This window comes from Rhizobium sp. HT1-10 (assembly GCF_049472505.1).
GTDB lineage: Bacteria > Pseudomonadota > Alphaproteobacteria > Rhizobiales > Rhizobiaceae > Rhizobium.
The window spans coordinates 130144-147973 of record NZ_JBCEBQ010000001.1 but is presented as its reverse complement, the minus strand read 5'-3'; the positions used below and the strand labels follow the sequence as shown (position 1 = coordinate 147973).

Sequence of the window (17830 nt, the reverse complement as noted above, 5' to 3'; positions counted from 1 at the left end):
GTCTCTTGCCAGCCATTTTTGGTCCACCTTGCCGCCACATTTGAGAGACGGCAAATGTGGCATAAATACAACTTTATGGCTGGTCAATCGCGACAAAAAGTTGCCGCGTTGGGCGTCCATTTTCCGTATCCGGTGGCGACCAAGTTGGCGATCACGCGACAGACATACACCTTCTGTGCGGGGTCGTTGTTTGGACCCGCGTGATAACGGGCGACGGCCATCGTCCAGGTCTCATGCTTGTCGTGCAAAACACTCAAAAACTTGGCCGCATATTCGACATTGCTATGCGGATCGAACATCGCTTCGACGGACGCAAAGTTCTCTCCATGAAAGTATTGGTTGATCTGCATGCAACCGATATCGATCAATTTCGCGCCGCTTTGGTGGGCTTGCGCGAACAACTGAATGGCCGCATTTTCAGATGCCGGGAAGAATGGCTTGCCTTCGATATTCATGGCGAAGGGATAAAGCGAGCCCTTGCGGCCCGTTTCGGTCAGGCCAACGGAGTATAGAATGCCTTCCGGGATGCCGTATTTTTGAGCTGCGGACTGAATTTCCCGCTCGCACATACCATCTGTGGTCGAAGCGTGTACATCATAGGTAGACGCCGCCAGCGCGGGCCCGCTGAGCACTGCCAGCAGCGATATCATCCGTCGCCAAGTTCCCCGTGCTCCACACACCATCCTGATCACCGGCCTGTCGTCCTGAATTCTGTTTACGGGCCTGGGCGTCACTGCCCTGCCCCTGGCTCGCGCCGGACTGCTGCTGCTGGCCCTGGGCGCTCGGCTGGTTGTTGTTGCCAGACGTATCCGATGACGAGTAGGTGACCGTCACTCGATCCACGGTGTAGCCCTGCTGACGCAGTGAATCGATCATCGCGCTCTGGTCGTTGCTAAGTTGTCGGTAGGCCTCTGCCGTGTGCACCTTCAGGTCCACCGACAGTTGCTCACCCGAGAGCCGCATCGTCGCGGTGACAATCCCGAGATTTTCAGGATTCATCTGGATTTTCAAACTGTTCATGACCTTGCTTGCGCTGGTCGTGGCTGACGCGCCGGTCAGCGCCGCGCTCGGCTGCATGGCTGCGGCCCAGTCCTTGTTGCCCGTCAACGCATTGGCGACCAGTGCCGAGTTCGACCCATCGGCGAGACCGACAAAGCGTCGGGACTCGAGGACGTTGACCGTGCCAATGCTGTCGGCCGCTGTCGATTTGATCTCGAGCTGCTGAGCATCGGCGGCGGCCCTGGCGCCCGCCAGATCCTGAATTTGTGCCTTGCCGCTGACGCGCTCCAGGCTGAATGTCTTCGTTGCTTGGTCGGAATTGCTCGTCCCGGCGTCGACGCTTGCGTTGCCGAGCGTGCCGGAGGTCGACGCAAGCATCGCCATGCCGGTTTCTGCGGCGGTAGGCTGATCATCGGCGGCATCGACCGGTATCGCGCTGACGCCGGCATCAGAACCAGGCATGACCTTGACGTTGCTGCCATGAAGCTGCCCGGCCGCCGCAAGAACGCCCGGCGCCGTCTGGGCAGGAACCGGCAAGACTCCGCCAAGAAGGGTCAGAGCGTCGGCAATGGCACCGTTCGCGGTCTTGGCATCGGATGAGGCCGCATCATCGTCGGCGCCGTCCGCTGCCGGCGTTGTCTTGCCGCCCTTGACCGGCGCGGCACCAGCCTTGCCGTCGGCGACCGGTTGGCCGGCGCTCCCGTCGGCCACCATTGCGGCGAGCTGCTCGGCAATGTCTGCGGTCGAGAGTTTGCCCGGATCAATTTCAGGCGTCATCGCTTCAGGCGGGACGATGTCTTCAGCCGGAACTACGGGGTTTTGAGTCTCCCCGGCGACGTTCGCCGGAGCGGCGCCCGCCGATGCTGCCGGACCACTGCCTTTTACGTCGGACGCTGGAGGTTGCGATGCTTTGCCGGGTACGGAACTGCCTGCGTCCGTGTCGCCTGTGCCGGCCTTGGCGGGGGAACTGGCGGGTGTCGTTCCAGTATCCCGAGGGCTGCCGGACCTGTCCAGGACATCCTGAAATCCGTGCGAGTCGTCGTTGCCTGCCTTGCCGCGGCTGCCGCTTCTCGACAGCGACAGGGCGTCGGGAGCAGAGGATGCGGTGGAAACACCAATAGCGACCATGATCAGCGACCTTACTGCTTCAAAAGACCATCGAGCGCGTCTAGCTTCGACTGGTTCGTCTTGACGAATGTGTTGAACGAAGAGTCGGCGTCCTGCCCCTCTCCCTTTCGGGTTGAAGCCGCCTGCGCGGTGGCTCCTTGCTCAACAACTGCCGCTGCGGGTGTGGTCCCTGGCGTCTCGACGCCTGCAGCTCCATCGTGTTGAACCTCTTCGTTTACAGGGGTATCGGTCGAAACTTGTGTCAGGCTTTGCGCGTCTGGCAATCGCGTTACTTCGTCTGCGACCGCCCTTGCGGCATCGCGAAGCGCACGATCTTTCTGATTAAGCTCTCCGTCGGGGATCTGGCTGATGTCGCGCAGGGCATCGTTCGCCTTGTCAGTCGAGACGTTGGAGACGCCTTTGTAGAAGGTCGCCAGCTGGCCGAAGGAATCGCTGCCATCGCTCGGAACGGCGGCGGCCTGCGTCGATGCCATTCGGGCTAGATCGTTCTTGCCGGCGATGGTCGCGCTGCGGGCGATACGCAGGTAAACTTCGCGTTGCCGCGGGCCATCCATGAAGCCGAGCGTATCGACTATGTCCTCGGGCTTGATCTCTGTGTTGTGGTCGACCACCAGCTGCACGAAGAGGTCGGCGAACTGACTGGCATAGGGCGAATGGAGGAAGCGACGCGCGTAGATCTGCGAATAGAAAAGGCTCGCCGGCACCATCTTGGCCTCTGTCGCCAGCGACATGGACCGGCGCAACGCGGCTTCCTCGACAATCGTACCGGGGCTTGTCAGTCGCGCCCAGTCGTAAAGCTTCAAAGCTGCTTTCGGATCCTTCGCGCTCATCACGTTGGCCGCCACCAGAGACAGGTAGGGGCCGATCTTCTTGTCGCGGTACTCCTTGGCTGTATTGGCCATGGTCTTGACGACGAGAAGTCCCTTACCGCTCAGATGCTTGCGCAGAACGTCGGCGACCCTGTTGTCGAAGTTTCCGTCGACATCCTTCGACATCAGGAATTCGAGCGTCGCGGGGTTGCCCCCGCTCATCGTATAGATAAGCGCGGCATCGACGTTCCGTGCATCTTCGAACACGGACTTGTCGGCCGAGCGGAAGCGCTCGTCGATCGTGGACAGCATGAAGCGCTGCATTTCGCCAGCGGAGTGATCGCCGAGCACCACGGAGTCCTGGACGAACTGCAGCGACCGCAGCATCTTGTAGGGTGCAAGATCCTTGTCATCGGCATAGCCGCACCCCGGCGCCAGGGCACCGAGGGCGACAGACAGCGCCAAAGTGTATCGAAGCGTCCCTCGCGTCATGAATTATCCTTGATTCCCCTGGACCAGGATCTCGATGCGGCGATTGGCGTTGTTGAAGGGGTCGTCCGGTATCTTCAGCCGACGATCGGCGAAGCCGGACACCTGCGAGATGCGCTTCTCATCCAGCCCGCCATGCACGAGCATGTAATAGGCGCTCTGCGCGCGATCCAGCGAGAGACGCCAGTTGTCGATCTCGCCGGCCTTGTATTGCCGACCGTCGGTATGACCGCGCAGCACGATGGCGCCTTTGCGGTCGGCAAGGATCTTACCGATCTTCGCCATGGCCAGCACCATTTCCTTGCGCGGCACTGCGGAGCCGACATTGAACATCGGGTCGTTGCTCTGGTCGGAAATCGTTACCAGCAGCCCACCTTCGGCCGGCGTCACCACCAGGCCCTCGGCGAGCTTTCCAGCGACCCCGGTGATCTGCTTTTCGATTGCCTGCTGCAACTGCTTGGCATCTTCCTGCTCGGCGGCACTCGCGGTGGAAGCCGCCTTGTCGGCCGCCGGCGTCGAGGCGTCAGCGGCTTTTTCTGCGGCCTGCGCAGCGTCAGCGGCAGCCTTTTCGGAGGCATCCATCGGCTTCTGCATTCCCTCCGGCATCTTTTCCGGGATCGGCGGGTTGGCGGGCGGCTCTGGCTGCGCGACAGTGGTATCCTGAATTTCGGGCGTCTGGGGCTTGTCGGTCAACGGACCGTTATCGGAGGCAGTCGCCTTGGCCATGGCGATGACCTCGCCCTTCGGCGCCTCGTCGGTCTTGCTGGCCTCGCCGCCATCCGGCTTCGATTCCGTCGAGATCTTGACCTGCTTCGTCCAGAAATCCGGATCGAAGGGATCACGGTAGGCAGGGCCGCCATCGGCACCGGTGGCAGGACCGGAGTTGCTGGCACCGCCGTCACCCTTGGCGCTGACATTGGCCTGCTGGCCGACTTCCTGAGCGATCTCAGACAGCACGGAGTAGGGATTCTCGAAGAAATCCGCTTCCGAGTAGTTGGTCTGGTCGCCTGACGTGGACGATTGGTCCTCGCCGGTGGCCGCAGAGGCACCGTTGGTCTGCTGGTCCTCCTGCTCCTTCGACTTCTCGGACTTCTGCTCGCCCTCGGCCGCATCGACAGGCTTCTTCAGACCCTTCTGAGTCGGCTTGGTGTCGGCAAGCTTGATCGGATTGAAATAGGAGGCGACGGCTGCCTTGGTCTCGGCGTTCGAGGCATTCACCAGCCACATGACCAGGAAGAACGCCATCAACGCCGTCATGAAGTCGGCATAGGCGATCTTCCAGGCGCCGCCATGGCCACCCTCGTGATCACCACCGCCGTGGCGTTTGATGACGATGATTTCGTTCTTGCCGTTGTGATGGTTTTCGCTGTCGCTCATGAAAGGACGTCCCGCAGGCTATCGGCCCAGGCCGACATGCGCGTCACAAGAACCGTGTCGCCAATGGTGACGCTGAGATCCACGTCTTGCGATTCGACGAACGCAAGCAGCACGCCGTCTGGATCGACCTTGGCAGCAAGGCTGTCAAACATCGCGCGGCGGCCGCTGACGGTGATCGTCCCGACGGCACCATCGAGGATGGACGCCGTGACCAGGGCGGCCAGTTCTTCTACCGCCTTGGCCGTCACGGTTTCCGTCATGATCGTCGACAAGGGCTTGGCAACTTCGGCGCTGACGGCGATGCCGATCGCATTGGCCATTTCCGCGATACAGGCATCGATGCGCTCGATCGCTGCCGTCTCGAAATGCGCCTTTAGTTCTTCAAGTGCCGCCTCATGGGCGACCATCACCGCGTCCAGCTCCGCCTGGTGCAGCTCGGTCAGGGAAAGCGTTGCCGCCTCGTGCCCCTCGGCATAGGCCTCCCGACGTTCGGCGGCGAGATCGACCAGCGTCTCCTGCGCAGGGGCGGCGGTGAAGCTCATCGCGTCATCGAAGGCCATGGCTGGCATCACGGCGGCAACCGGCGCCGGTGCCGACGGCTCTGCGCCAAAATCCTTGAGGTATCGGGAGATCATTCGGCTCATGATTGAACTCCGGCCGGTTTCCGGCAAACAGCTTCTTGGCGCGCGGCATGGGGCCGTAGCGCTGGTGATTTTCTGCTCAAGACGTTGATCATTCCGCTTCCGGTTCCGTCAGCCACTGCAAATCGGTCGGGCTCGTCGCGTCTGTCGACAGGGTGCGCCCGATGGTGGCAAAGTAGGCGGTCAAACTTGTGCGAAGGTGAATGATGCCGCCCAGCATGCGGTGCTAACCATTCTGGAGAAGCGTGAGGATCTTGCTTGCCATGGTATTGGCCATCGACAGCGACTGGACGCCCAGTTGCTGGGCGGTCTTTAGCGAGGTGACCCGCGCCGATGCCTCTTCCATGTTGGTGTCGATGAGGTCGCCGACGCTGGTGTCGATTGCATCCTGAAGCCCTGAAAGGTAGGTCGACTGACTGTCGAGCCGCGCTTTCATGATACCCATGTTCGACGCTGCAGTCGTTGCCGCTGCCAACATGGAGTGCGTGACGTTGAGCATGTCGCTGATATCGCCGGACGTGGTGCTGGCGCTCAGCGCAATCTCCTTGCCACCCGCTGCCCCAGCCGCGCCGTTTGGCGCCAGCATGTAATAGTTGCGCGCGGTGCTCGTCCCGTCGGAAGAAATGGTATTCGCGTCGATGTTTCTGGTCAGCAACCCGCGGCTTGGGTCGGCGGTATCGATCATCAGCGATTGCGAAGCGTCGTAATCGATGGTGTTGAGCGTCAACTCTCCGGACGTCCCGCGCACAAAGTTGCTGACGACCGATTGCTTGGTCTCGGCGACCGACTGCGTGTTGTACAGCCAGTTCGAGCCCGCGAACGAGGCGGATTCCACACTCGAGGTCAACTGCGCCTTAAGGGCCTGGATATCTGTGTTGAGCTTATCCTTGTCGACCCCGTTTTCAGAGGCGCTTACCAGCTTAGCCTGGATCTCCGTCAGAGTGTCCACGACAGAAGTCATGGCAGTATAGGCGGTATCCACCTTGCTGGCGCCGAGCGACATGGCATCGCCAAAGGTCTTGAGACTCGCGCTGTCCGACTTCATGGTCATGGACATCGACCAGTAGGACGGATCGTCGGCGGCGCTGCCGATGCGGTATCCGGAAGAGACCTGCAGCTGCGCCGAGGTCAGCTCCTTGTTGACGCCGCGCAAAACCGTGAGGGCGCCAAGCGCAAAAGCGTTCGAGGTCAAGCTGCTCATGAATCAATGCCCGCGATCTGTGTGAATGTGCCAGGCCGGGCTGGACCGGCGGCGACTTTGCGGCTTCATGCCAGCCTGCCGAGGTCTCCCGGCATGGCCTGTCGCTTACAGCAAATCGCTGCGTATCATGCTTAACAATCCATCAACGCATGCGGCAAGCGCTAATTGCGACTTAGCATCTGCCGCGCAAGCCACGCTCAAGGCTTGCCCAATGCGATGACGGGCACGCCGCCGCATTGGCCAGGATTCGGGCCAAGAAGCGATGCGCTTTACTTGAACAGCGAGAGGATGTTCTGCGCGCTGCTGTTGGCGATGGAGAGCGACTGGATGGCCAGCTGTTGCTGCGTCTGCAGTGCCGTCAGCTTGCTCGATTCCTCTTCCATGTTCGCATCGACGAGCTTGCCGACGCCGGCATCGATCGTGTCGCCGAGCGCCGATACGAAGCTTGTCTGCAAATCGATACGGGTCGAAAGCGATCCCAGCTGGGAGGCCGCCGTGGTCATGACCTGCAGCGCGGATTCGACCAACGTCAGGGCCTTGTCGACCTGTCCCGAGGTCATTCCTTCGATATTGAGGCTGTAGACCGAATAATTCGATGTGCCGAAACCGATTTGGCTGCCGAGAATGCCCGACGAAGTATTGACCACACCGAATGCGTCGGAGCCGAAAAGCACGTTGCCCTGCGAGCTCGCATCAAACCGGTAGCTGGTGCTGTTGACCGCGACGCCGCCGGTGCTGGTTCGCACGAAGGACGAGACGACGGAGGCGGAGGCGCCGTCGGATGCGATCATCCAGTTCTGGCCGGAGAAGGAGGCCGATTCGGCAACGCTTTCGAGCTGCTGCTGGAGTTGGGAGATTTCCTCCTGCACATCCCGCTTGTCGACGCTGCCTTCCTTGGCGGTCACGAGCTTGTTCTTGATATTCTGGACCACTTCGATGGCGCTATCCATGGCCGTATAGGCGGTATCGACCTTGGCGGCGCCGAGACCGAGAGCATCCGCAACGGCGGAAAGCGCGCCGTTGTCGGACCGCATCGTCGTGGCGATCGACCAATAGGCCGCGTTGTCGGAGGCCTTGCCGACCCGATAGCCGGAGGACACACGGCTTTGCGTATCTTGGAGATTGGTGTTGATGCTCCGCAGCGTCTGCAGGGCAGCCATGGCGGGAACGTTGGTCAAAATGCTGGTCATGTCGTATTGCCCCTTGGTCGGTGAAAGGTAGGGACATTCCGGAAGAGCCGGGAACGGAGATCAGCTTCATGCCTATTAACGGGCCATTAGGACAGGTTAACCAACCGTTGCGCTGACGGCAGATGACATCAAATTGGTTAACGAGATATTAATGCGGAGTATAGGATGTGATCAAATTAAAAAAACCGCGCCCCGAGGAGCGCGGTTGATGGTCGAAGAGGTGATAATCCGGCGCTTACTTGAAGAGCGACAGGATGTTCTGCGAAGAGGAGTTGGCGATCGACAGAGACTGGACGGCCAGCTGCTGCTGCGTCTGCAGAGCCGAAAGCTTGCTCGATTCCTGTTCCATGTTGGCATCGACCAGCTTGCCGACACCGGAGGTGATCGCGTCGCTGAGTGTCGAGGCAAACGTCGTCTGCAGATCGATGCGGCTCGATAGCGAACCGAGCTGGGCGGCAGCGGTGGTCATGGCCTGCATGGCGGATTCCACCATGTTCATTGCCGTGTCGATGCCGCCACCGGTCATGCCCTTGATGTTCAGGCTATAGACCGAGAAGCTGGAGGCGCCAAAGGTTTCGACGCTACCGAGAATGCCGGAGGCCGTGTCGGCGCCGCCGACATTGTTGACGCCGAACAGAACGTTGCCCTGGGAGCCTGTGTTGAAGGCGTAGGCCGATTCGGTGACGGAAACGCCGCCGGAGGCGTTACGGACGAAGGACGAAACGACCGAAGCGGAGCCGCCATTCGATGCCACGACCCAGTTGGCGCCGTTGAACGATGCCGATTCGGCAACACTCTTCAGCTGCGCCTGGAGCTGGCTGAGCTCTTCCTGAACCTTGGACTTGTCGACGCTGCCTTCCTTGGCGGTGACGAGCTTGTCCTTGATCTTGCCGACGATGTCGATGGCGCTATCCATCGCTGTGTAGGCAGTATCGACCTTGGCAGCGCCAAGACCGAGGGCGTCGGAAACGGCGCCGATGGCGCCGGTGTCGGACTTCATGGTCGTTGCGATCGACCAATAAGCGGCATTGTCGGAAGCCTTGGAGATACGCAGGCCCGAGGAAACGGCGCTCTGCGTCATCTGGAGGTTGCTGTTGATGCCACGCAGTGTGGAGAGAGCTGCCATTGCAGCATTATTGGTGTTGATGCTCGTCATAGAAATCTTGCCCCTTGGCAGCGTTGGTTAGAAGGGCATTCCGGGTCTAGGCCGGTAACAGCTATCAGCGTCATGCCTGTCAACCCAAATCGCTTATGGTTAACTTGCCGTTTCAATGAGCCTAGATGACATCATCATGGTTAATGAAAACTGAAGAACTAATAAAAATTAGATAAAAAAAACCGCGCCTTAGCGAGGCGCGGTTAACTTTTTGTTAGGAGATCGATCAGCCGGTCAGTGCCGGCTGAGCCTGTTCGCTTAACGGAACAGCGACATGATGCTCTGCGCCGAGGAATTGGCGATGGAGAGCGACTGGATCGCCAGCTGCTGCTGCGTCTGCAGAGCGGACAGCTTGCTGGATTCCTGTTCCATGTTGGCATCGACCAGCTTGCCGACGCCAGACGTGATGGCATCGCTCAGCGACGAGGCAAACGAGGTCTGCAGATCGATACGGCTCGAAAGCGAACCGAGCTGGGCTGCGGAGCTGGTCATGGCAGAGAGAGCCGATTCAACCATGTTCATTGCGCTGTCGATGCCAGAGCCGGTCATGCCCTGGATGTCGAGGCTGTAGACCGAGAAGCTCGAAGAGCCGATCGTCTTGGCGGATCCGAGGATACCGGTGCTGAGATCGGCGCCGCCGGATCCGTCGGAGCCAAACAGGACGTTGCCCATGGAACCGGCTTTGAATTCGAATGCGGATGTCGTTACCGAAACGCCGCCCGAAGCATCACGAACAAAGGACGAAACAACCGAGGCGGAACCGCCCGAAGCAGCGACGACCCAGTTTTCGCCGTTGAACGAAGCCGATGTGGCTACACTCTTCAGCTGCGCCTGCAGCTGGTTCAGTTCACCCTGAACCTTGGCTTTGTCGACGCTGCCTTCCTTGGCAGTGACGAGCTTGTCCTTGATCTGGCTGACGATGCTGATGGAGCTGTCCATTGCGGTGTAAGCTGTGTCGACCTTCGCGGCACCCAGGCCGAGAGCGTCGGAAACGGCGCCGAGAGCGCCGACGTCTGATTTCATGGTGGTGGCAACGGACCAATAGGTAGCGTTGTCGGCCGCCTTGGAAATACGCAGGCCGGTCGATACGGCGGTCTGAGTGCTCGTCAGGTTGCTGTTGACATTACGCAACGTCTGCAGAGCTGCCATTGCAGCGTTATTGGTGTTGATGCTCGTCATAGGATTACTTGCCCCTTTGGCACTGGTTAATAGAAGGGACATTCCGGGTCAGGGCCGGAAACGGCATCCAGCGTCATGCCTGTTAACCGTAGTCAGTAGGGTTAACTCGCCGTTTCATGAGCCTAGATGACACCAATACAGTTAAGGAAGGTGAAATGGACAAGAACAAATTGCATAAAAAAACCGCGCCTTAGCAGGGCGCGGTTTAACTTTTTGTTTAGGAAGGTTACCCGTTTTGCGGAAACCTTGTTCCGTCGGTTAACGGAAGAGCGAGAGGATGCCCTGCGACGAGGAATTGGCGATCGACAGGGACTGGATTGCGAGCTGCTGCTGTGTCTGCAGAGCCGAAAGCTTGCTGGATTCCTCTTCCATGTTGGCATCGACCAGCTTGCCAACACCCGATGTGATTGCATCGCTCAGCGAGGAGGCAAACGAGGTCTGCAGATCGATACGGCTGGACAGCGAACCAAGCTGGGCTGCAGCGCTGGTCATGGCAGAAAGAGCCGTTTCGACCATGGTCATGGCGCTGTCGATCTGGCCACCAGTCATGCTCGAGATATCCAGGCTGGATACGGAGTAGCCGCCGGCGCTTGCGTCAACCGTGCCGAGGATGCCCTTGGTCGTGTCGATGCTGCCACCGCTCGCGCCGAACAATACGTTGCCCTTGGCACCCGAATTGAAGGTGTAGGTCGCGGAAGAAACCGATACGCCGCCGGAGGAGTCGCGGACGAAGGAAGAAACGACCGAGGCATCGCCACCGGAAGCGGCAGCGACCCAGTTTTCGCCGTTGAACGAGGCCGACTGGGCAACGCTCTTCAGCTGCGACTGGAGCTGGCTCAGTTCAGCCTGAACCTTGGTCTTGTCGACGCTGCCTTCCTTGGCAGTGACGAGCTTGTCCTTGATCTGGCTGACGATGCTGATGGAGCTGTCCATCGCAGTGTAGGCCGTGTCGACCTTGGCTGCGCCGAGGCCGAGAGCGTCGGAAACGGCACCGAGAGCACCGACGTCCGACTTCATGGTTGTGGCGACCGACCAGTAGGTGGCATTGTCGGATGCCTTGGAGATACGCAGGCCGGTGGATACGGCAGTCTGCGTGGAGGTCAGGTTGCTGTTGACATTTCGCAGCGTCTGCAGCGCCGCCATTGCGGAGCTGTTGGTGTTAATGCTCGTCATAGGTTGTCCCCTGAACTGGATACAAATGGAGGACATTACCGGACTTCAATACCGGCGATCACGGAGCGGCATCATGCCTCGGTGTCATCATTTTGGACACCAAACCCGTCATGTGGGCTCAAAATCACATCTATTTGTTTCCAACTACTTAACCGGGGCCTGGCGGGCCGGAGTGCATCGAGTCATCATTAACACCGGCTGAATCGGTTAATTTACTGCACCGGCCTGACGCAAGCTACGCACGCGATGATGGCAGACGAATCCCCGGAGACAGCCTTCGCCGTCCCCGATTTCCGTCCCGATCCGCGTGGAGTTTGGCACCCTTGAGCAACAAACCGACTATCTCGATCGCCTCAGATCTTTACCGGAAGGGCCAGTACACCCGCGCGCTTGAAGCGCTGAACGGGTTGATCGACGTTGACAAGTCGCCGAAGGTCTACGCCCTGCTCGGCAAGACGCTGCAGAAGCTCGGCTTTAAATCCGAGGCGGCCAGCTCTTTCGAACTCGCAGGTCGACAGAAGCCCATTCGGGAGGAATATCTTCGCGAAGCTATTCTGCTGCATTTCGAAAGCGGCAACGAGGACGAAGCCCTGGCGATCGGATCGCTGATCTTCCAGATGGCGCTCAAGGATCCGGACGTGGCCTTCGTGCTCGCGACCATCCTGCTTGCGCGCCAGCAGAAGGAACTGCTGGGCGGCCTCAAGAAGGTCCTGGCCAACGGCTCTCACCTGCGCCACCTGACGCTGGCGGCAAAGCTCCTGACCGACGATCTCTACGACGACGGCAACCGGCATATCTCCGCGACGCTCTTCAAGAGATATCCAGAGAACATCACCTTCCGCACGCTCAGCCTGATCTTCTGCCGCGAATTTTCCGACCTCGCCGCCATCGACGTCCAGGCAGCACCGATCTTCGCAGCAACGGCTGCCGGCAAGCTGGACTATATCCGGCTCGACAACCCCTTCTTCCACCTTCACTGGTGCGGCGACGAGGCGCTGAACAAGCTCGCCGTGCATGACTCGACACCGATCCCGGAAGGCCACAGCGACGTGCGCCGGAAGATGCCGCACGTCTGGGGCGACAAGATCCGCGTCGGCTACCTTTCCTCGGACTTCTGGCCGGGGCACGCGACGATGAAGCTGATGCAGCGCATTCTCGAGCTCCATGACACCAATCGTTTCGAAATCGTCCTGTTCGACCACTCGCCGCTGGACAGCCAGCAGAAGCAACCCTTCGACTTCTCGAAATGGGGCAAGGTAGTGGACGTGCGCGATATGAGCGACCAGGCGGCTGCCCAGCTCATCCGGTCGAACGACATCGATATCCTCGTCGACCTCAAGGGGCACACCAAGGACACGCGCGCCAAGATCCTCAACCATATGCCGGCGCCGATACAGGTGGCCTGGCTCGGCTTTCCCGGCACGACTGTCAACATCGACCTCGATTACATCATCGGCGATCACTTTGTGCTGCCGGATCACTCCAAGGCGCATTTCCACGAGAAGTTCTGCCGCCTTCCCGAGTGCTATCAGCCGAACGATCCTATCCACCGTCCGAAGCCACGGCCGACGACCAGGGCCGCGCACGGCCTGCCGGAAGACGCATTTGTGTTTGCGTCGTTCAACGGCAACCGCAAGATCACCTCGCAGATGGTCGATGTCTGGTGCAATATCCTCAAGCGCACCAAAAACACGGTCCTGTGGATCCTGTGCAACGGGCCGCGCGCCGAGGCTAATCTGGCCGCCCGCTTCGACGCCCGCGGCATCCACCGCAAGCGCATCGTCTACACCACCCGCATTCGCTATGACGAGCACATCGATCGCCAGGCGCTTGCCGATCTCGGCATCGATACTTTCCCGGTGAACGGCCACACGACCACTTCGGAGCAGCTCTGGGGCGGATTGCCGGTCCTGACGCTGAAGGGCACCAACTTCGCCTCCCGCGTCAGCGAAAGCCTGCTCAATGCCATCGGCGTCCCGGAACTGGTTGCCGCCGACATGCAGGGCTACGAGGACCTGGCGGTTGAACTCGCCAGCGATCGGGGCCGCGTCCAGGAATACAAGGACCGCCTGATCCGCAATCGCTACATCCAGCCGCTGTTCGACGCCGAGCGCTTCTGCAGCCATCTGGAGGCTGCCTACGAGACGATGTATGCGCGCGGCAGGCAGGGGCTGGAGCCGGACCACTTCGACGTCCCCGCCCTCCCCGCCCGCACCGTGCCGTTCATGGTCGAGGACGAGACACCGCACGCGATCGCAGCCGAATAGCGACGAGACGCGCCGGGGGGAAAACCTCGGCGCGGACCGGTGACGGGTTAACGTCGGGTTAAAGCTAGTGGAACGATCGGACCAGGCTGCCGACCAGCAGGTTCCAGCCGTCGATCAGGACGAAGAACAGGATCTTGAACGGCAGCGAGATCGAGGTCGGCGGCAGCATCATCATGCCCATCGCCATGACGATGGTGGAGACGATCAGGTCGATGACCAGGAACGGCAGGACGACCAGGAAGCCGATTTCGAAGCCGCGGCGGATCTCTGAAATCATGAAGGCCGGGATGATGACGCGGTAGTCGACCTTGTTGTCGACGACGACCGTCTGGCCGCGCTCCTGCGCAAGGTCGACGAAGAGCTTGATGTCCTTCTCGCGCGTATTGGCGGCCATGAAGGTGCGGAACGGCTCGGCGATGCGCTGGACGGCTTCCGTCTCGTTGATCTGGTTTGCCAGCAGCGGCGCGCCGCCCTCCTTCCAAGCCTGGTCGAATGTCGGTGCCATGACGTAGAAGGTCATGAACAGCGCAAGGCTGAGGAGGATCATGTTGGACGGTGTGGTCGACAGGCCCATGCCCGAGCGCAGGATCGAAAACGCGATGATGAAGCGCGGAAAGCTGGTGACCATCACCAGGATGCCCGGAGCGATCGACAGGATCGTCAGCAGGCCGAAGGTGCGGATGATCCAGGAGGCGGCAGAGCCGCTCACCGGCGCACTAAAAAGGTCCGTCGGAAGCTGTTGCGCCGACGCCAGTTCGGGTATCGCCATGATGGCGATGAAAAGGCATAAGAATCGAATCATTCGATGACGAAGGTTCTGAACATCACCTTCGATACGCGCCCTTCCGAGCGCAGGTCAACACGTTCCTGAATGTCGTCCCTAAGATATTGAAAGCCGCGCGGACCCTCGATCTGCTGCAGCGAAACGGTCCGGATATAGGCCAGGATATCCTGGTGGATGTCCTCCGCCATCTTGACGTCTGTCGGCCCCTTGAACACCAGCGCAACTTCGAGCCGAACCCAGTTTTCGGAGGGATAGGCAAGGTTGGATGTGATCGGGTCGAGCTGAACGATGCCGTTGGCTTCGGGCACGATCGTCGGCAGCCCTTCTCCCTCGCCCTTCTTGCCTTCAGCGGCTTTCGGTGCCGCAGCCTCCTTGGCCTTTTCGGCCGAGACGATCTTCGGCGCGACCATCTTGCCGATCGCCCAGCCGGCGCCGCCGCCGACCAGGGTGAGGAGCACGACGCCGCCGATCAACGGGACCAGCGAACTCTTCTTTTTCTTGCCGTCTTCTTCGTCTGCCATCGCCGTCCGCCTTTTCCTTTGTCTCGCCCGCTGCCGTTATAGAGGCGACAGAAGGTCGACGGCCTGCTGGCCGCGCGGCGGCTGCTGAATTTCGGTCAAGCGGCCACGGCCACCGTAGGAGATGCGCGCCTCGGCAATCTTTTCGTAGGAGATCGTGTTCTCGGCGGTCACGTCCTGCGGCCGGACGATACCGGCGACGTTCAGAATACGGATTTCCTGATTCATGCGGACTTCCTGCGAGCCGCTGATGACGAGGTTGCCGTTTTCCAGAATCCCGGTGACGACGGCCGCGACCAGCAGCGTGACCTGCTCGGAGCGCTGCATCTTGCCCTTGGCGTCCGTTGACGTGTCAGAACCGTATGTGCCGGCGCCTGACGTCTTCGGGTTCCAGCCGAGGATATTGGCGTTGACATCGTAGTTCATGCCGCTCTTGTTGGTGCGGTCGCGATTGGTTTCGTTGTCCCAGTTGGCCTTGTCGTTGATCGAGATGTTAACCGTCAGGATATCGCCGACATTGAGCGCGCGGGCATCCTTGAACAGGGCCGCCTGCGAATCGCTCCACAGTGAATAGCCCTGCGCCACCTGATGCGGTCGTTTCGGGTACAGCGACATCTGCGGCGTCTGGGCATACTGCAGGCCGCTGCCGATCGGGCTCATGGCCGGGGCGCGGCCGATTTCCTTGATCGCCTGGGACTGGCAGCCCGCAAGCATCACCACGGCGGCGATGGTGACCGGAAGAGACTTCTTCATTGTGTGTCCTTCGTCTTCGACGTGTTCGGATCGGACGCGCTGGACATGATGTTGGTCACGGTCGCCGCCTTCTGCGGGTCCATTTCGCTGAGGATGAGGCTCGCCTGGCTGGCCTTCAGCTTCATGATGATCGCCGAGGCGATGGTGATCTTCACGTTGTCTAGGCTGGCTGCCGCCGCATCCGGCTTCATGTTCTTGTAGATCTGCACAAGGCCGTCGTCGGCCTTGGCGAGGAAGTCGTTGCGGCGCTTCAGCCAATCTTCGTATTCTGCCTTGCGCTGGTCCATGATGGCGATGCGCGCGTCGACATCGGACTGCAGCTTCTCGAGAGCCTGCTTCTGCAACAGATAGCGCTGGTCGCGGGCGGGATCGGCGATGCTGGTGCAGAACTGGCGGATTTCATCCTGGCTACCGGAGGGATCGGCCGCAGGCTTGGCGGCCTCCTCGGCAAAGGCGCCGGGGATGACCATCAGCACTGCCCCGACCGCCGCAAGGGCAAGGGTCCGACCGTTTGCGCGGAGATGGGAGTTTAGCTTTGAGCCTATCATTGGAGAACAAGCTCCGCCTGGAGTGCGCCAGCCGACTTGATGCCCTGGAGGATAGCGATGATGCCGTCAGGCTTGACGCCGATATTGTTCAAGCCGGAAACCAGCGTTTTCAGATCCGGTCCCTGCAGCACGGCCACGCGGCCACCGGTCTTGGTCGCGGAGATGTCGGTCTGGTCCTGGATCGCCGTTTCGCCGTTGCTGAAGGGCTGCGGCTGGATGACCTGCGGGTTCTCGCTGACCTGCACGGTCAATGTCCCATAGCTGACGGCCACCGGCGAGACGCGAACATCGGCGCCGATGATGATCGTCCCGGTGCGCTCGTTGATGACAACCTTGGCCGGCGTGTCGGTCTGAACCTCGAGATTTTCGAGATCGGCCATCAGCCGTGTAAGATCGGCCGTCTTCGGCTTGGCGATGGCGACTTCCTGCGAATCCTTGGCTTCGGCAATCGGCGCGCCGAAGCGCGAGGACGCATAGGCGTTGACGGTGTCGGCGATGCGGATCGAGGTCGAGAAATCAGGGTTGCGCAGCTGCAGCACCAGATTGACGGAATCCTTGAAGCGCGCCGGCAGCTCCCGTTCGACGATCGCGCCGCCCGGAACACGTCCGGCGGTGGTGACGCCTTCGGTGACGGTGGCGGCCGCGCCCTGGGCCTGGAAGCCGGAAACGATGATGGAGCCCTGCGCAACCGCGTAGATCTGTCCGTCGGCGCCGCTGAGCGACGTCATGATCAGCGTGCCGCCCCGGAGCGATGAGGCGTCGCCGAGCGAGCTGACGGTGACGTCGATGCGGCTGCCGGGGCTGGCGAAAGGAGGAAGATTGGCCGTGACCATGACGGCCGCCGTGTTCTTGGCGCTGGACTGACCACCCTGCGTCGAGATGCCGAGGTTCTGCAGCATGGCGCGCATCGACTGCTCGGTGAAGGGCGACGAGCGCAGCCCATCGCCGGTTCCCTGCAGGCCGACGATGAGGCCGTAGCCGATCAACTGGTTGTCGCGCCCCGCCTGGAGCGAGGCGATGTCCTTGATACGCGAGCTCATCGCCGCCGCTGGACCGGGGACGATCAGGCTTGGCAACGCGATGAGAACGGCAAGGAGGAGGCGCAGGCTTTTCATTTCGCTACCACACGGATTGTACCGTTTTCGAGGACCGTGCCGTTGACGATGATGCCGGAATCCATGTTGCGCGCACGCACCTTGTCACCGATCGAACCGTCGTCCAGCGGCGTGCCGGCGGCGGATATCGTCATGTCGCCCATGCTCATCACCAGGCGGACATTGGAGCCGCGGGTGACAGCGAAAGGCTGACGGAGAGCGGAGATTGCGATCGTCCGGCCGGACAGCAATGTCCGCTTGGAGACGCGGCCGACCACCTCGTCGATCGAGCGGGCAAAGTCGCCGGTCAGGTTGGGATTGGTGATCTGCACCTCCTCCAACTGACCGCTGCTGATGATGTCGCCGGGATAGATGGCTTCCGTCGGGACGACGGCCTTGCCAAGCCCGAGGTCCTCGGCGCTCACGCGAGGGGCCGAGACGAGCCCGAATGCCAGGCTCGCCACCGCGAGCGACGCGACTGCTATGCTTTTTGCCTGGCGAAACGTCATGTCCGGCCCTCTCTT

Annotated in this window: 18 protein-coding genes; 1 reads left to right on the top strand and 17 read right to left on the bottom strand. The window is 60.7% G+C overall.

The window, feature by feature from the left end; all coding sequences use genetic code 11:
- Window positions 1-83 precede the first annotated feature (83 nt).
- The 11 genes from VH564_RS00715 to VH564_RS00665 form a co-directional block, all read right to left on the bottom strand.
- On the bottom strand, window positions 84-650 hold the full coding sequence (locus tag VH564_RS00715; protein ID WP_423337916.1) for a transglycosylase SLT domain-containing protein: 567 nt from the start codon (window positions 648-650) through the stop codon (window positions 84-86).
- Window positions 595-2127: a flagellar hook-length control protein FliK gene (locus VH564_RS00710; protein WP_423337915.1), complete on the bottom strand. Its 1533-nt coding sequence runs from the start codon at window positions 2125-2127 to the stop codon at window positions 595-597. The genes VH564_RS00715 and VH564_RS00710 overlap by 56 nt, the downstream gene beginning before the upstream one ends.
- Window positions 2128-2138: 11 nt before the next feature.
- On the bottom strand, window positions 2139-3428 hold the full coding sequence (motC, locus tag VH564_RS00705; protein WP_423337914.1) for a chemotaxis protein MotC: 1290 nt from the start codon (window positions 3426-3428) through the stop codon (window positions 2139-2141).
- 3 nt (window positions 3429-3431) lie between these two features.
- Window positions 3432-4802, bottom strand: a complete 1371-nt coding sequence (locus VH564_RS00700) for a MotB family protein (RefSeq protein ID WP_423337913.1) — start codon at window positions 4800-4802, stop codon at window positions 3432-3434.
- The gene (locus VH564_RS00695; RefSeq protein ID WP_423337912.1) at window positions 4799-5446 is read right to left on the bottom strand and encodes a hypothetical protein; all 648 of its coding nucleotides are present in this window, start codon (window positions 5444-5446) and stop codon (window positions 4799-4801) included. The genes VH564_RS00700 and VH564_RS00695 overlap by 4 nt, the downstream gene beginning before the upstream one ends.
- Before the next feature lie 88 nt (window positions 5447-5534).
- On the bottom strand, window positions 5535-5663 hold the full coding sequence (locus VH564_RS00690) for a hypothetical protein (protein WP_423337911.1): 129 nt from the start codon (window positions 5661-5663) through the stop codon (window positions 5535-5537).
- Window positions 5664-5669: 6 nt separating this feature from the next.
- Entirely contained in the window at window positions 5670-6644 is a 975-nt protein-coding gene (locus tag VH564_RS00685; RefSeq protein ID WP_423337910.1) for a flagellin, read from the bottom strand.
- Window positions 6645-6913: 269 nt separating this feature from the next.
- On the bottom strand, window positions 6914-7834 hold the full coding sequence (locus tag VH564_RS00680; protein WP_423337909.1) for a flagellin: 921 nt from the start codon (window positions 7832-7834) through the stop codon (window positions 6914-6916).
- A 235-nt stretch (window positions 7835-8069) separates the two neighbouring features.
- Window positions 8070-8990, bottom strand: coding sequence for a flagellin (locus VH564_RS00675; RefSeq protein ID WP_423337908.1), 921 nt, complete (start codon window positions 8988-8990; stop codon window positions 8070-8072).
- A gap of 258 nt (window positions 8991-9248) precedes the next feature.
- A complete protein-coding gene (locus VH564_RS00670; RefSeq protein WP_423337907.1) occupies window positions 9249-10169 on the bottom strand; it encodes a flagellin in 921 nt (306 codons plus the stop codon).
- A 258-nt stretch (window positions 10170-10427) separates the two neighbouring features.
- A complete protein-coding gene (locus VH564_RS00665; RefSeq protein WP_423337906.1) occupies window positions 10428-11342 on the bottom strand; it encodes a flagellin in 915 nt (304 codons plus the stop codon).
- 323 nt (window positions 11343-11665) lie between these two features.
- Between VH564_RS00665 and VH564_RS00660 the strand changes: the two genes are divergently transcribed.
- Complete coding sequence (locus VH564_RS00660) at window positions 11666-13609, top strand: glycosyl transferase (protein WP_423337905.1); 1944 nt, start codon at window positions 11666-11668, stop codon at window positions 13607-13609.
- Between the two features lie 64 nt (window positions 13610-13673).
- Here VH564_RS00660 and fliP read toward each other — a convergent pair whose 3' ends face one another.
- From fliP to flgA, 6 genes are read right to left on the bottom strand one after another with little or no spacing between them, the layout of a single operon-like run.
- The gene (fliP, locus tag VH564_RS00655) at window positions 13674-14411 is read right to left on the bottom strand and encodes a flagellar type III secretion system pore protein FliP (protein ID WP_423337904.1); all 738 of its coding nucleotides are present in this window, start codon (window positions 14409-14411) and stop codon (window positions 13674-13676) included.
- Entirely contained in the window at window positions 14408-14914 is a 507-nt protein-coding gene (locus tag VH564_RS00650; protein ID WP_423337903.1) for a flagellar basal body-associated FliL family protein, read from the bottom strand. The genes fliP and VH564_RS00650 overlap by 4 nt, the downstream gene beginning before the upstream one ends.
- 36 nt (window positions 14915-14950) lie before the next feature.
- A complete protein-coding gene (gene flgH, locus VH564_RS00645) occupies window positions 14951-15664 on the bottom strand; it encodes a flagellar basal body L-ring protein FlgH (protein WP_423337902.1) in 714 nt (237 codons plus the stop codon).
- The gene (locus VH564_RS00640; RefSeq protein WP_423337901.1) at window positions 15661-16212 is read right to left on the bottom strand and encodes a MotE family protein; all 552 of its coding nucleotides are present in this window, start codon (window positions 16210-16212) and stop codon (window positions 15661-15663) included. Before VH564_RS00640 ends, flgH begins: the two co-directional genes overlap by 4 nt.
- Window positions 16209-17327, bottom strand: a complete 1119-nt coding sequence (locus tag VH564_RS00635) for a flagellar basal body P-ring protein FlgI (RefSeq protein ID WP_423337900.1) — start codon at window positions 17325-17327, stop codon at window positions 16209-16211. Before VH564_RS00635 ends, VH564_RS00640 begins: the two co-directional genes overlap by 4 nt.
- Entirely contained in the window at window positions 17324-17815 is a 492-nt protein-coding gene (gene flgA, locus VH564_RS00630) for a flagellar basal body P-ring formation chaperone FlgA (protein ID WP_423337899.1), read from the bottom strand. Before flgA ends, VH564_RS00635 begins: the two co-directional genes overlap by 4 nt.
- Window positions 17816-17830: the final 15 nt, after the last annotated feature.

Bases quoted from the DNA above. Each gene is read 5' to 3' on its own strand.
- VH564_RS00715 (WP_423337916.1), bottom strand. From the start codon at position 650: ATGATATCGCTGCTGGCAGTGCTCAGCGGGCCCGCGCTGGCGGCGTCT.
- VH564_RS00710 (WP_423337915.1), bottom strand. From the start codon at position 2,127: ATGGTCGCTATTGGTGTTTCCACCGCATCCTCTGCTCCCGACGCCCTG.
- motC (WP_423337914.1), bottom strand. From the start codon at position 3,428: ATGACGCGAGGGACGCTTCGATACACTTTGGCGCTGTCTGTCGCCCTC.
- VH564_RS00700 (WP_423337913.1), bottom strand. From the start codon at position 4,802: ATGAGCGACAGCGAAAACCATCACAACGGCAAGAACGAAATCATCGTC.
- VH564_RS00695 (WP_423337912.1), bottom strand. From the start codon at position 5,446: ATGAGCCGAATGATCTCCCGATACCTCAAGGATTTTGGCGCAGAGCCG.
- VH564_RS00690 (WP_423337911.1), bottom strand. From the start codon at position 5,663: ATGCTGGGCGGCATCATTCACCTTCGCACAAGTTTGACCGCCTACTTT.
- VH564_RS00685 (WP_423337910.1), bottom strand. From the start codon at position 6,644: ATGAGCAGCTTGACCTCGAACGCTTTTGCGCTTGGCGCCCTCACGGTT.
- VH564_RS00680 (WP_423337909.1), bottom strand. From the start codon at position 7,834: ATGACCAGCATTTTGACCAACGTTCCCGCCATGGCTGCCCTGCAGACG.
- VH564_RS00675 (WP_423337908.1), bottom strand. From the start codon at position 8,990: ATGACGAGCATCAACACCAATAATGCTGCAATGGCAGCTCTCTCCACA.
- VH564_RS00670 (WP_423337907.1), bottom strand. From the start codon at position 10,169: ATGACGAGCATCAACACCAATAACGCTGCAATGGCAGCTCTGCAGACG.
- VH564_RS00665 (WP_423337906.1), bottom strand. From the start codon at position 11,342: ATGACGAGCATTAACACCAACAGCTCCGCAATGGCGGCGCTGCAGACG.
- fliP (WP_423337904.1), bottom strand. From the start codon at position 14,411: ATGATTCGATTCTTATGCCTTTTCATCGCCATCATGGCGATACCCGAA.
- VH564_RS00650 (WP_423337903.1), bottom strand. From the start codon at position 14,914: ATGGCAGACGAAGAAGACGGCAAGAAAAAGAAGAGTTCGCTGGTCCCG.
- flgH (WP_423337902.1), bottom strand. From the start codon at position 15,664: ATGAAGAAGTCTCTTCCGGTCACCATCGCCGCCGTGGTGATGCTTGCG.
- VH564_RS00640 (WP_423337901.1), bottom strand. From the start codon at position 16,212: ATGATAGGCTCAAAGCTAAACTCCCATCTCCGCGCAAACGGTCGGACC.
- VH564_RS00635 (WP_423337900.1), bottom strand. From the start codon at position 17,327: ATGAAAAGCCTGCGCCTCCTCCTTGCCGTTCTCATCGCGTTGCCAAGC.
- flgA (WP_423337899.1), bottom strand. From the start codon at position 17,815: ATGACGTTTCGCCAGGCAAAAAGCATAGCAGTCGCGTCGCTCGCGGTG.